The following is a 14861-nucleotide window of genomic DNA, read 5'->3' on the forward strand; positions in this document are numbered from 1 at the left end:
AAAACACTATGCTACAAAATTTACGCCTTCAGAAAAACCACTTAAGACCGGCTGATTCAGTCTTTCGTTTGCAAAATGTAACGGTATGTCCGGTAAATACTCATCCTGGCCGCCGGGGGCCGGTTTTGATTTAAACTTATTACAGTTGAATCCATAACTATTCATAATATGAATTAAAAATGAGATTATCAGCACTCTCAGATTGGCCTTGTTATTTGCCTTGTGGCAGTGAATAACACCGTTATAGGTTATATTGACGGGGCGAATCGTCGCTCTCAGGCTCTCACTGGTGGTTACCCTTGACCTTAAATTGGTTAAACCGACGCTCTGTCCGGATATGCGTTTCACTGCTCGCCTTCGTTGTTGTCGCTGCACTCGGAACATGGGCAATCTCATGGCAAACATCTCAGGGATTACGACGTGATACCGCTGCAAATTTGCAACAATCCGTGAGGCTGGTGGATATGACGCTGGATAATGCCGCCATTGCAACCAGTGCCGTTGAAAATCTGATTGGCATGCCCTGTGATGCCAGGATTCTGCAAGCGCTGCGCTGGCAGGTGGCGAAAGTGCCCAATGTCCGTACGGTCAATCTTTATCACCAGGATACGATTTACTGCACTTCCCTGTTTGGCCCGCGCTCTGACACTATCTCGACCGACAAATTCGTGGGTGGCAGACTGATGCTGATGAGCGGTAACAGCGTCACGCCTAATCACCCCCTTATTGCCTATCGTCATGATGTTAACAGCAGCGGTGTGCTGGTCGGTGTCGATGGCTATTTTCTGCATAACATTCTGTCATTGCTCAGTACCCATGCTTATCTGGCGTTACAGGTTGGCGACCAGTGGATGGACAGTAACGGCATCATTCACCGCGGTGAAGACTGGCCGGCCGGCGAACGCATGGAGCTGACTTCTCAGCACTATCCTTACGCTATACGTTTAGTGATCCGCCAAAGTGATCACTGGGGTTATGTCTTCGATTACGCAACCGTCAGTCTGGTGCTATTTCCGCTGCTCAGCTTATTTATCGCGTTCATGACTTATATTCTGCTCGGTCGCGTGGGCGGCCCGACAGCTGCCCTGAAAGAGGCGCTGGAGAAAAAACAGTTCATCGCGTATTTGCAACCCGTCGTGGACGGCACTACCCATCAGGTGACGGGGGCTGAAGTCCTGATGCGCTGGCAACATCCGCAGTCAGGTCTGATCCCGCCTTATCAGTTCATTCCGCTGGCTGAAGAGAGCGGCCTGATTGTGCCCATGACTCGCCTCATCATGGCACAGGTGCGTGAGCAGTTCGGCCCGCTGGCGGCACAGTTGCCTAAAAATTTCCATTTCGGTTTCAATATCTGCGCCAGTCATTTCAAAGACCACTCACTGGCTGAAGACTGCAAAGCTTTTATTGATGCTTTTAAGGTGAACCCGATCAATCTGGTACTCGAACTGACCGAGCGTGAATTAATCGAACCGGGTGAAATCACCTACAGCCTGTTTCGCACGCTGCGCCAGATGGGCGTACTGATCGCAATGGATGACTTTGGCACCGGGCATTCCAGTCTGGCGTACCTGCAAAAATTCCATATCGATATTCTGAAAATCGATCAGAGCTTCATCGGCCGGATTGGCACCGATGCGCTGGCCGAACATATCGTCGATAATGTGATTGATCTGGCTAAACGCCTGCAAATGATCATCGTGGCGGAAGGAATTGAAACCCAGACGCAGGTGAATTATCTCGCGCCCTACCAGCTGGAATTCCTGCAAGGCTACTTTTTCGGCAAGCCCGTACCACCGGAGATTTTTATCGGGAAATGGCTTTGATTCTCAGACCGCCTGCGGCAGGTGCTATCCTCTTCAGGCAGCGGGCACTTTCGTGACTCTGTGACTAGACTAATAACGTGAGCTACGTCTTATAAGATGCGTGCGCTTTTTGCTAAAAATCCACTGGTGTGTAACATCCATACAGATTCAGTCCTGTGACAAAGCTAACTTGTTGAAGTTACTTGTATTGGAGTACTCTGGCGGAGAACACTGCTGACAATCCGATTGATCACTTTGCGAGCAAGATGATGATTAAGTGGCCGTGGAAAGCGAATGAACTGAAAATTGAGAAATCAGACGTATGGAACGATGCGCTGAATATCCCACTTTTGTCTTGCCTGAACGAAGATGAAAAATTGCGTCTGATTCAGGTTGCCAGCCAGTTGTTGCAACAAAAACGGCTGGTTCCTTTGCAAGGCGTTGACCTGACGGAGCTGATGCAGGCGCGTATCGCGCTGCTGTTTGCGCTGCCTGTCATGGAACTGGGCGCCGCCTGGCTCGACGGTTTTCACGAGATCCTGCTCTACCCTTCCCCTTTTGTGGTTGATGCTCCCTGGCAGGATGAAAACGGGCTGGTACATGCTGGTTCACAAATTCACGCCGGACAAAGCTGGGATCAGGGGCCGATTGTCCTCAACTGGCAGGACATCGAGGACTCATTCGACAACTCGGGTTTTAACCTGATCATCCACGAAGCGGCGCATAAACTGGATATGCGCAACGGCGGTGAAGTCAGTGGTATTCCGCCTATTCCGCTGCGTGAAGTAGTGTCGTGGGAGCACGATTTACACGCCGCGATGCAAAACCTGCAGGATGAAATCGATACAGTCGGTGAAGACGCTGCCAGCATGGACGCCTATGCTGCGACCGATGCTGCCGAATGTTTTGCCGTGCTATCCGAATATTTCTTCAGTGCACCAGAATTACTTTCAGAGCGTTTTCCGCTGGTATACGGCCATTTTACCCGTTTTTACCAACAAGACCCGCTGGCAAGGCAGCTGCGCGGTCAGCGTTGCGATTGTTAAATCCCGTTTTGAAGGACTTTTTTTCGCACTAACCTGCCCTTTTGCATCCATATTGATTAGTTGCTGAGCAGTCGGATGTTTTTAACGAATTTAGCGTTGACACTCCGGAGCCCTCTGGATATTATGCGCCCCGTTCACACGATTCCTCTGTAGTTCAGTCGGTAGAACGGCGGACTGTTAATCCGTATGTCACTGGTTCGAGTCCAGTCAGAGGAGCCAAATTTATGTTTTCATGCATCTTCACGAATCTTTATACGATTTAGATTCAACAAGTTAGTGTGAAAAATCTTCCCGATGCATTTTTAGTTTTCCCTCCGCATCGGGAGAATTTGGTGGTCAGATTTGGGGTCATGTTGGTTCGATGACGGAGTGACCCCCAAATGTCTCTTAACGACTCAAAAATCCGCAACTTAAAACCATCCCCAAAACCCTTTAAAGTTTCTGATTCTCATGGCCTGTACCTTTTAGTTAATCCAGGCGGTTCACGTCTCTGGTATCTCAAATATCGTATCAATAGAAAAGAATCCCGTCTCGGCTTGGGTGCCTATCCTGATGTCTCTCTGGCTGATGCTCGTCAACAGCGTGACGGTATCCGTAAATTGCTGGCGCAGAATATAAACCCAGCACAACAGCGATCCGCTGAAAGAACCCCTTCCACACCAGAAAAAACCTTCAAACATGTGGCACTGGAGTGGCATAACAGCAACCGAACATGGTCTGAGAACCACGCCTCCCGTCTGCTTGCCAGCATGGACAATCATATATTTCCTGTGATTGGACACTTGCCGGTAGCTGAACTGAAACCTCGTCACTTTATCGACCTGCTGAAAAGCATTGAGAAAAAAGGTCTGCTGGAAGTCGCAGCACGTACCCGGCAGCATATGTACAACATCATGCGTCATGCTGTGCATCAGGAGTTGACAGAGCACAATCCGGCAGCAAATCTGGACGGTATCATCGCCCCTCCCATTAAACGCCACTACCCTGCCCTTCCGCTGGAGCGACTGCCGGAACTGTTGATTCGCATTAGGGACTACCAGCAAGGACGAGAGTTAACCCGCCTGGCCGTATTGCTCACCCTGCACCTTTTCATCCGCTCCAGCGAACTGCGTTTCGCCCGTTGGTCTGAGATCGATTTCAAAAATAGAATCTGGACCATTCCTGCCACTCGCGACTCCATCCCCGGTGTCCGCTACTCTGGGCGTGGCGCAAAAATGCGTACTCCACATATCGTTCCACTCTCTCGTCAGGCCATAACCATCCTGAAACAGATATGGGAAATATCCGGACATCAGGAACTTATATTCCCCGGCGATCATAATCCGTATAAACCGATGTGCGAAAACACGGTCAATAAGGCGCTACGCCTGATGGGCTATGACACAAAAGATGAAATCTGCGGCCACGGATTTCGGGCAATGGCATGTAGTGCCCTGATGGAGTCTGGCCTATGGGCGCAGGATGCGGTTGAACGGCAGATGAGTCACCAGGAGCGTAACAGCGTTCGAGCGGCTTACATCCATAAAGCAGAATATCTCGATGCCCGTAAAGCGATGATGCAGTGGTGGTCGGATTATCTGGATATGTGCCGGAAAGCGTATGCCCCACCTTATATTTGTGGGAAGGAAATCAGTTACACAATGGGATAACCCTTCTGACAAAATAAACCTCAAAAAAAGCCGTATCAGTCTGTACTGGTACGGCATATTTCTAGCTTTAATTCGGAGAAATTGTTAAGCCGTTTATGAGCATCTTCAGAAGCCGGTTATTCCCGATTATGAATGGATCACATACAGGGTCAGGCTCACGAGGAGCAAGCCTAATACTATGGTTTGTTAGATAATGGGGAGCAGGTAATCTATTATCTAGATACTTACACCCGGACTGCTAGGACTGTTCGTGCATTCACCTTCAGCTACGTCGTGAAGACTTGCAGATTAACCACAAGAAAACTCACCGGATTTGTTGTCTGGAAGAGTTAAATCTGAGATGCAAACTTCCTTATCGCCACGTCATGGCAATGCATCGTTAGCAGCAGTCGGTACTAAATTATGTTGATTAGTGCCAGAATATGGAGATAGCAGGATCCTTTTATTACTATCCCCCTGAATAAACAAAGAAAGGCCGCCGTTAAACAAAAAATAGACGGAGCATTAGTATGTTTATTCTTATCTTAATTTCATTGAATAATTATTAGTGTATATGAAAGCAAACATACAAAATCAGTTGAAATCTTGAACTGTGTTTTTTCATTTGAAAAAATGCAAAAATCGCAGAATGCAAAAATTACACTCGCGTATTATCTCTTGTAGCCATAGTCTTCTTTTTGTAATAAAATGGCTTTTCAATAAATCTAAAGCTTAACATTGCAAAGAATATTGATAGTGCACAACATAAACCGAAGCTGATGAATTTATTGTGTATAAATGTCCCATCAAGGATCCATCGAAAAGAATGATTAAATAAAGTATGTATTAAATATAATGATAATGAGCTCTCACCTACATATAATAACCATGGTGGAATTAGAACTTTAATCCAGCCTTCATTAATAACTATGCCGTAAAATAGTATACCTAGTAACCAACCAGACGATGATAAATCGAATCGAATCATGTGTAACCTAAATACTCCCCAATAAAAAACAAAACAAGACATTATTAGGAAAATTACCCTTATAATCTTGTGAATTTTCATCACTCTTTCATAGTGAACACCCAAAATATAGCCTAATAAAAAAACATAAATAATAGGGTTTGTCACTAGATTTAAATATGGAAAACACGAGTCAATACCTTTCTTAGAAAACGTAAAATCATAGCCCATAAAAAAAGGGAAAAGTGAAACAGTAACGAAAAAATATGCCATTATTAATTTCCAATCGTTTTTAATCAAAATAAAACAACCAATTATAATATAGAAGTATATTTCATAATTTAATGTCCACCTTATTCCATATATCCCATCATCACTTAAATAAAAAGGAGGGTTACCACTATCAACCGGCATAAAAAAAAACGCACTGACATAATCTTTCAAAGGGATATTATCTATGACTCCTGTCATAAAGAAATTTAAAGAAAAAGTAATGATTAGCAACCCATAATAAGCGGGGAAAATTCTCTTAATTCTCTTATTACAATAGGATTTAAAATTACAAATATTGCTTTCCATATGCTTTGTTGTTATTGCTATTACAAACCCACTGATAATAAAAAATAAATCCACACTAATTGACATCCACCAAAAAAGGATCTCCCCAAGATTAGAACTAACGGTATTTAGAGACCATCTGAAATGATAAAACATTATAAAAAGAGCCGATAAGCCTCTAAGAGCTTGCACAGAGTAAATTGTATTTTTATTGTTTTCAATCAACATTAGCAGCCCCTTCTAACTAAAAAGATAATTGAGACTATTTTAATTCAGTATTAGTTATATTCACAAACTGTCCCCACTTTGCCTTTTCCACATATCTGCATAAACTCCGTTAAGTTCTAATAATTTTTCATGTGTACCCTTTTCTATAATACATCCATGGTTCAGCACAATTATTTCATCACATTCAATAATTGTAGACAACCTATGTGCAATTATTAAGGTTGTTTTGCCTATGCTAACATCAAGCAAATTACTTTGGATTTCTTGCTCTGTTTTAGTATCAAGTGCGCTAGTAGCCTCGTCAAATATTAATATAGCAGGGTCTTTTAATAGCATTCTAGCTATTGCAATCCTTTGTTTTTCCCCACCGGATAATTTTAACCCTCTCTCACCAACTTGAGAATTATAAGAATCTGGCAAAGAAATTATAAAATCATGGATCTTTGCCATTTTTGCAGCATGGAAAATTTTTTCTTCTGAGGCGCTAGGATTTCCATAGGCTATATTGTAATAGATAGTATCATTAAAAAGCACAGTATCCTGAGGAACGATCCCAAGACATTTCCTAAGGCTTCTCTGAGTAACCTTTTTAATATCTTGGCCATCTATTCTGATTTCACCTTCCGAACAATCATAAAACCTAAATAACAACCTTGATATAGTGGACTTACCACTTCCAGTATGCCCAACTATCGCCAGACGTTTACTCGCCGGTATAACGAAAGAGATATTTTTCAATACAGGCCTAACTTTATCATAGCTAAAACTAACATTATCAAAGAATAAATTACCGTCATTAACCTCTAAGGTTTTAGCTGAACTTTCATCTGTTATTTCTTTATCTACATCCAAAATATCAAACATATTATCCATATCTAGTAATGCTTGTTTTATTTCACGATACATGAGACCAAATGTATTTAATGGTTGATAAATCTGCAAAAGATAAGTATTAACAAGAACAAAGTCACCAATCGTCATATGGCCTTCTTGGATACCTTGTATAGCTAAATGCATCATGAAAAATAAACCAGTAGTTATTATTAAAGCTTGTCCAAGGCTTAAGTAAGAAAATGTTACTTGGTTTTTTATCGCGGCTTTTTCATATCTCAATAACGAATTATTATACCGTTCAAACTCATGCATTTCATTACCGAAGTATTTTACTGTTTCATAATTCAATAAACTATCGATAGACTTAAAGTTTGAATCATAATTTGAGTCATTTAATTCTTTTCTAAGTTTTGTACGCCGCATAACTAAAATAACTGTGTATAATATATAAACCACAGCCATTAATAGAGTCAACAAAGCGAACTCAATATTGAATAGCGTCCATAATATGTACGAAATGAATCCTATTTCAAACAACACAGGGACTAGTGAAAACAATAATTGTGAGAGTATTTTCGATGCACCTTGTTTTCCTCTTTCTAAAGCTAAAGCTACGCCACCAGTTTGCCTAGAAAGATGAAATCTTAAGCTAAGATCATGTAATTGCTTGAACATTTTCAAGGATACTGCTTTTGATGCATGCTGGTTTACTCGGACAAATAGTATATCTCTTAATGTTTCAGTAAACGATGATACCAACCTTAACAAACAATATGAAATAAGCAAGAGATAGACAATATTTATAGATATTGGCGATATATTCAACCTATCGACCAAAAGTTTATAACCATAAGGAACACCAGCAGAAAAAACTTTTGTAAGTATTAACAAAACAAGGGAGGATAAAACCAATAATTTTATTTTCATATTTCCTTGGGGCCAAAGATAATCCCCAAAAAAACGTTTAAAATGATTTTGCTTTTTATTCATAAATGCACTCTGATTAATTAAGGGATTCGATTATCAACATTAGAAGATTCCAATCTGAACTTACGCTCATGAATGATCTTGTAAGCAAGTACAACATCATGATTAGCAATATGACACAATTCATTTACCTTCAAAGGTTTCATAGCAAGTACAGTTTTAGCAATATGCTCTGCTGACTCGCTACCCATAAGAGACTGAAAATACCTTATACTATCTATTATAGTCATCAAAGTCATTTCGTATTCATTAACATTTGAATAAGAAATTCTAGCCCATTCAAAATGCACTCTATATTGATGGTGAGGCCGAGTAATAGCATAGATTTTATTGAATAAATTATTAGCCCATCTGTTTGCTAAAATCTTAACACCAAATGACCAGTCTTGCCATTTTTGTAAACCGAGAAGATAATTGTCACCTGTATCTAAATCAGATTTTCTATAGATTATAGAAGTAGGAACATGATGTTTTGATACGATCAAATCCTCATTTAATGGATAGGAAGAAATTGTCATTCCTGAGTATTCTCCAAACATTTCAGAATAACAATGCACAAAAGCCACGTCGAAATCATTTTCCAATACATTTATAGCCTCATCAATATAAGAGCCTCCATCAATATTATTATGTAGCTTATCATCAGAATCCAGCGTCATTAAAAAATTACCATTAGATTTTACTATACCAATATTCCTAGCATACTGTACACCATGATTATGAGGTAATCTCTCAACAATGACATTATCTAACGACATAAATTTCCCTAATAGATCTAAAGTAATATCATCAGTGGATCCATCATCAACAATTATAACCTCAACAAGACATTTTATTTTTGATGCTAAAATTGAGGCAATACATTCCGCCAAGAAAAAACCAGAATTGAAACAGGGCACAACAATTGAAATCATATTATTCTTGCTATTCATAGACTCTCCTACCTTATAATCATTTCTCACCGAAAAAATTATTATTTTCAATATCCTGGAATGTAAATTCGTCATCATTTACAACCTCAGGCCATTCTGGAAAATCAAAGTTAAATTCAATTTTTATTTTCTCACCATTATTTTTAACTGCCTTTGATAATCCTTCAAGCAAAGTAATTGTTGGAAGATGTGAAGCAATATCACTATATGTTTTCTCTCCCTTGATCCATCGCAGAAATATTTCAGATTCAGAGCAGTAGGAAAATGATTTCCCGTAAGGCTTAACAATTTTTTCTTCCCTGAAAAATTCTTGTGTACCTGCAATATCCGCATTAGAACGAACCGTTACATGCCCAATATTTTTTCCTCTTAAATCTTGTTTATTAACACGGGCGCCAATAGGCGTTTTGACAACATTAGCATTAGCTGAGAATACTGTTGCCAAGCGAACATCAAGGTCTGTACAGTGTAATCTCCCATTTATATTGTATGGGACTTCAGGAAATGGGCCCCAGCTACGCATGCCTGGAGTTGTTTGTTCAAGAGATAATGTTCCTAAGCATATTACTTGATTAGTTTCCTTTAATTTTAGTGAACAAACCATAACGACATCATTTTCTCCATAAACATAATTTTCTTCAAGGTGTTCAAAGTCAGTAATATAATCAGTCAGTCTTGATGTTACGGAATTGGGTATTCTTATATTCTGGTCTGAGGGAAAGGTGCTAAATCCCGTAATTTCTAATAGCATATCTTTATTTGGAAATAGATTTTTATTCATCAATAAGAAACGTGCAAATATGTCAATGTAATGATATGAGCCATGCATGAGCATCCCATATCCAAACTTATAAGGATGGTCCTCTCTTAGCGAGTATTCGTAGGGTAAATTCCATACTCCAGAAGCAGTTTTTAAATGAATTGAAGTAATAGGAACACGTAGTCTATTCATCATGAACATAATATAATTACGTATTTTTTTATCATAAATTTCATGATGCCGCCCTAAGCATATTAAGCTATGCCGGTGAGCATTTTCACCTGCAAGTTCAATTAGCTCATGGACCTTTTCCACCAATTTTTCAGGTGCAAAGAGACCATCTTTCATTGGCAAGATCAATGGTTTAGTGCATAACGTGTCAAATCCCATTTTTATACAATATTTTAAGTACTCTTCGTGTGCTTGGGCTTCCGTAGCGATCACAACTTTTAATAAACCTTTATATTTACAACTTGTTTTTAAAAAATAATCATTTAACCATCCAATCCCATCTGAAATACTGTCTTGCAAAAAAACATCCGGAATAAATATAATATCTAACGGTTGAATAGAGACGCTTTCCAGTCTATTCATTACAACGTCTTTTTTAGATTCCTTATCAATTATGGTATAACCATCAATGTGTTCCCCTTCAACTGCCAGCTTAATAAATCTTGTGTATTTATATCCTGACACTGGACCAAACCCAATAATTATTAAATGACCTTTCATACTTTCCTCACATGTGTAAATAATATCATGGGAAATTACCGTTTATTGAAAACATCCCAAGTCCAATAAATCTCCAACCAAATAGTTCCACTCATCCGGTTCGAACCTAAGATTTCCGCCACATGGATACAATGTAAATTCGCCGAAATATACTCTCCCGTGGATATTATATAAATCCACCCTCAAGAAAGGAAAACCTTCACTAAGTGTTTTTGCGATAGACAACATTTCATTAAAATTTTTAGGTTTCAAAACGGGGCTAGTAACTGGCGCATAATTAGGGTTATGAAATGGCAAGGGATTCCAATTAATATCCAGATGCATTTGCACTCTAATATCATTTCTACCTGAATCGTATTTCACCAACTTTGGTTCGCCATTAAAACAGTAAACTTTATAATCATCAGGTATATCGCCATCAACTTCTAATAATTCCTCAATAATTAACAATGGTTTTTTGATTTGAGAATACGCCCATTCTCCATGCATTAAGTAATGATCATCTTGCAACCATTCTGAGGATTCATTTCTTGACTCGCTCCAGTTAAAAGTATCTTTGTTGAAACAGAATATATTTTTATTCCATGAATGATTTGCTTTTAAAACGAATTTTTTTGGCAAAGCATTTCTATTTACTTTGGATAGGTCATCACCAACCCAGTAACACTTTGGAAGATATTTTTCACCGACTTTGTTTTTTACGATCTCTCTAGCTTTATATTTGTCGACATAATCGCCAATATGACTTTCCCTAAAATTAATCTTAAGCCAATGCAACTTGGAGGATATGTCTTTAGGATTGCACAAATCCAAATCTCTTTTGTTATCAATTCTATATTCCATTTTAGATAAAGATATATCAATATTTTCATCTGGGAAAAGACTTTTAGCTATAGCTCTTTTCCTCTCTACTACATCATGTATCCCACGAAAATCATTTTGTGCAAGAGATAACCTTCTGTCAAAATTATTCATTTCAACTCCTAAAAATTAAAAATGTTTTCAATCAGCCATGTGAAAAAGTTTGTGTTACAACTTTATTTATATCTTCTATAGAACACACATTAATAATCTCAGTTTCAAGATCCAAACATCTATAATCACCTTTGCAATATAAACCTGTCGCGTGTAGCAAGACACTTTCATATTTTTTTATCAACCCTCGATCAATAGCATTTAACACTCCTGTAAATACCATGCTAAATGACCGTTCATAAATATCATAAAATGACTCCGGTAGGATTATGTCTACACTCGTTGATTCTAATAGTTTTTTTATTTCTTTGTGCCGCAATAAACACTCTTGCTCTGAAACGACGATACCGCCGCCTCCGTTATTCCGAATAATTTCCTTCATTTGTTTAGATGTAGTAGGTCTCAAACTATAGAAAGTTGTATCGAGCATTTCTTGTGTATCGCTTGTTACATAAGGAAAGTATGGTGTTTTATTTTGATAATATAAACAATCACTCTCTTGACTATATTCTGGCACGTTTTCTCTTGAAAAAGAGTCGTAATATAGATCAAGTACCATATCAGGATTATACAAATGTTGGACTAAAAAATATTTTTCTTTTAAATCCCTTTGTATTTTATTTTCTAACCATTTAATTCCATAATTATGCCCCAATAAGCCATAAGCACTTGATACAGCATGAGCCTGAATCCTTTCAGGGAAATATTTTATGAAATCCATCTCGATCATGGCTCTTAATGAATCTGCATAGATATAATTCTCAACAGTAAGTGTGAACCAGATGTTTCTACCCGAAGCAGAGATCTCCGCTCCATACCTTTTATTGAAGTCATTAACTAACTCTTTTACGGTTTTTTTTCCGTCAAATATTAAAACTGGATTTGATTTATTTAGATATATGTCATCGTTTAAACCTGACGCCCTTAATTTTTTTATTGAGTTGGCCGGAATAACACTCACTATATTTATTTTATCTGGATTTACCAATTTAAAACTTATGGCTCTTAATACAGCTTCTCGTAATGCCATTGCTTTATTTGCGGAGGATGGTGTTATTATTGTTACACCCTTACCACTACGGTTGATATATGCAACAACTCTAGCCACCATAATCAAAGAAGCAAAAATTTTGGTTGTCTGAGTTTCTTTGTTTTTTGTCATATTTAGAATTGTTATATTTACATTTTTATATTCATCAATCTCTGTCCATGAAACATCACTACAATTAAGAAAGTTTACCATCCTGTCATCGAGTGGAGGCAGTTCATAACCAGGATTAAAATCATCGTTTTGGACAGTTTGACGAAATTCATATTCACCTTTGAGTAAAATTTCTTTTATTTCATTATAATAGAATGCTAATGAATTATTTAAAGTCCCAGACTTTTTTACATCTAAAGAATACGGATTACGTTGCAGTTTATTGTTGCTCATCACATTACCCCCAAACTTTATAATCACATGGTAAATAACTAGTAAATAAATCGCTAATAGAACCATTTATTGTATCTTGTCGAAAAATTTCTGAAGCGTTCTCAAGTGTCTTGTTCATAAGACTATTACTTATTTCAAGATCAGGAATGCTCAACTTTGTCACCATTTTCATTATCGGAAAATAGAGAATATATAATACGTCTACTTTTTATAATCTAAATATCATTTGTGTTTGATAAATAATCAACCTGTCAGAATTGACAGGTTGATTATTTATCACTTTTCATTAAAAGATGAGTACGTTCAAACTTAAGGAACAGATATGAATATAGAGCTATGTACCATCAATGATCTAATTAAAAATGACTTTTTTTTCAAGTGCAGATGTGAAGTTTTTTCAAAACGGTTAAATTGGGACGTTATTGTCAATAATGGGAAAGAATATGATCAATATGATAACGAAAATGCAACCTATATTATAATTTTTAGCAATTATAATATCATAGCTAGCGTTAGATTAATTGAAACTAAGCACCCTCATCTTCTTACAGGTTCATTCAATAATTATTTCTCAAGCAAAAGTGACTCAACTATTGAGGCCACTCGTTTTTTTGTACGGAAAAACTTAACTAGCAGCAAGGAGCCAATTTGCCAAATATTATTTTCTTCCATGATTGAATATTGCATCACAAAGGGACATAGTTCAATCATGGCAATAGTAGGCAGCGGAATGAATAAATTATTAAACAAATATGGATGGACACATGAAATTATTGAAGAATGCATCATAGATGATAAAACTGCTTACTTAGTAAGTCTTCCTATATCATTAGACACTTGTAAAAAAATAAAAGTAAACGCATCAATAGACCCTTGTAAATACTTCATCCCTTCAGTTAAATAAGGCCATAAAGGGCGGCTTTTTTTAGGGCATACTTAGTGTTATTTGCATCAAGTTTTTTTAGTATATTAACCAAATGAAACCTAACTGTCCTTTCACTTATGCCGCATATCAATGAGGTCTCATTATACGTCTTACCTAACCCTAACCACCCTAATATTTCATGTTCCCTAAGTGTGAGTTTTATTTTCGAATTAATTTCGCCTGCGATATCCTCTTCAAAGCATTTCAAAAGTAACATTTGAATTTTTTCTTCTTTTTTTCTCATATCTATAAGAAAATCCCTACTATCATTGTAGTTACATATACTCAAGATAGAAAACACACTTTCACTACGATGCGCAACAAAGCATACTCCGCTTGATATTTCATATTTTTCAGACTGTTCGAATATATTGTCGTTTTCATTACCCTCTTTATTCCATAAGAAAGGAGTGATTTTATATTTTGCCTTTTTCACGACTGGGTCCAATTCATAATATTTATTTTTTAAATATATCTCCAACCATTCTGTGGGGTAGCTTGATATTAATTTAATGCTATTGTTGTTTTTATTTATACGGAGATATGCGTAGGACTCTATGCCACTGTCCTTCATTCCCTCTTTCATTAAGTGAACTAAAAAGCTTTCATTGTCATGAGATTCTATATTTACATCCTTATAGTAAGATTCACCTTTCATATGATCGCACCTCAAGTTATCAGTATGATCACTAATAACTAACTAACATTCTCAGAGCTTTCAATTACTTTTAATTATAAATTATTTCATAATATTTCATGTAAATGTTCTTACCTAAAAGCTTGGCCTTTAGCTCTTTATGTGCATTCCCCAAAAATTTCGCTAAGTTTGGTCACTCCCTGGTGCCATATGAAGATACTATTTGTAATTATTTTTAATAAAATTACACATTATGAATATCATACCTGCTGTGTTTGGATGTTTGTCCTTCATCTTACTTCTGTGATAAAACCTTACAGAGCTGCGGATAGACTCATTTTAGTAAAAAATTTATGATAAAACTATGGTTATGCATTAGAAAACTGTGCTCGAACGTGGCACATCCCATCCTTCA

Annotated in this window: 11 protein-coding genes and 1 tRNA gene; 5 read left to right on the forward strand and 7 right to left on the reverse strand. The window is 37.8% G+C overall.

Features of this window, described 5'->3' with window-relative positions; all coding sequences use genetic code 11:
• The first annotated feature begins 299 nt into the window (after window positions 1-299).
• The 4 genes from EVX52_RS06200 to EVX52_RS06215 all read left to right on the forward strand — a co-directional run bounded on the left by EVX52_RS06200 (window position 300) and on the right by EVX52_RS06215 (window position 4497).
• Window positions 300-1823: an EAL domain-containing protein gene (locus tag EVX52_RS06200; RefSeq protein ID WP_129990856.1), complete on the forward strand. Its 1524-nt coding sequence runs from the start codon at window positions 300-302 to the stop codon at window positions 1821-1823.
• A 248-nt stretch (window positions 1824-2071) separates the two neighbouring features.
• Window positions 2072-2848, forward strand: coding sequence for a DgsA anti-repressor MtfA (gene mtfA / locus EVX52_RS06205; RefSeq protein WP_129952102.1), 777 nt, complete (start codon window positions 2072-2074; stop codon window positions 2846-2848).
• 143 nt (window positions 2849-2991) lie between these two features.
• Window positions 2992-3067: transfer RNA gene (locus tag EVX52_RS06210), tRNA-Asn, on the forward strand.
• A gap of 161 nt (window positions 3068-3228) precedes the next feature.
• The gene (locus EVX52_RS06215; RefSeq protein WP_015697649.1) at window positions 3229-4497 is read left to right on the forward strand and encodes an integrase arm-type DNA-binding domain-containing protein; all 1269 of its coding nucleotides are present in this window, start codon (window positions 3229-3231) and stop codon (window positions 4495-4497) included.
• A 637-nt stretch (window positions 4498-5134) separates the two neighbouring features.
• Here EVX52_RS06215 and EVX52_RS06225 read toward each other — a convergent pair.
• Genes EVX52_RS06225 through EVX52_RS06250 form a run of 6 tightly spaced genes read right to left on the reverse strand, consistent with a single transcriptional unit; the run spans window position 5135 to window position 12884 of the window.
• On the reverse strand, window positions 5135-6229 hold the full coding sequence (locus EVX52_RS06225) for an acyltransferase (protein ID WP_015697650.1): 1095 nt from the start codon (window positions 6227-6229) through the stop codon (window positions 5135-5137).
• A gap of 60 nt (window positions 6230-6289) precedes the next feature.
• Window positions 6290-8053: an ABC transporter ATP-binding protein/permease gene (locus EVX52_RS06230; RefSeq protein ID WP_129990857.1), complete on the reverse strand. Its 1764-nt coding sequence runs from the start codon at window positions 8051-8053 to the stop codon at window positions 6290-6292.
• A 17-nt stretch (window positions 8054-8070) separates the two neighbouring features.
• Window positions 8071-8982: a glycosyltransferase family A protein gene (locus tag EVX52_RS06235; RefSeq protein ID WP_015697652.1), complete on the reverse strand. Its 912-nt coding sequence runs from the start codon at window positions 8980-8982 to the stop codon at window positions 8071-8073.
• 19 nt (window positions 8983-9001) lie between these two features.
• Window positions 9002-10474 carry a hypothetical protein gene (locus tag EVX52_RS06240; protein ID WP_015697653.1) on the reverse strand — a complete coding sequence of 491 codons (1473 nt, stop codon included), beginning with the start codon at window positions 10472-10474 and terminating at the stop codon, window positions 9002-9004.
• Window positions 10475-10516: 42 nt separating this feature from the next.
• On the reverse strand, window positions 10517-11449 hold the full coding sequence (locus EVX52_RS06245) for an ATP-grasp fold amidoligase family protein (protein WP_129990858.1): 933 nt from the start codon (window positions 11447-11449) through the stop codon (window positions 10517-10519).
• 31 nt (window positions 11450-11480) lie between these two features.
• Entirely contained in the window at window positions 11481-12884 is a 1404-nt protein-coding gene (locus tag EVX52_RS06250) for a DUF6002 family protein (RefSeq protein ID WP_129990859.1), read from the reverse strand.
• A 322-nt stretch (window positions 12885-13206) separates the two neighbouring features.
• Between EVX52_RS06250 and EVX52_RS06255 the strand changes: the two genes are divergently transcribed.
• A complete protein-coding gene (locus tag EVX52_RS06255; protein ID WP_015697656.1) occupies window positions 13207-13788 on the forward strand; it encodes an acyl-homoserine-lactone synthase in 582 nt (193 codons plus the stop codon).
• On the opposite strand, the gene EVX52_RS06260 is transcribed toward EVX52_RS06255, so the two are convergent.
• A complete protein-coding gene (locus EVX52_RS06260; RefSeq protein ID WP_015697657.1) occupies window positions 13781-14467 on the reverse strand; it encodes an autoinducer binding domain-containing protein in 687 nt (228 codons plus the stop codon). The genes EVX52_RS06255 and EVX52_RS06260 overlap by 8 nt on opposite strands.
• Window positions 14468-14861 lie beyond the last annotated feature (394 nt).

This window comes from Rahnella sp. CFA14(1/10), from assembly GCF_004195095.1.
Lineage (GTDB): Bacteria > Pseudomonadota > Gammaproteobacteria > Enterobacterales > Enterobacteriaceae > Rahnella > Rahnella perminowiae.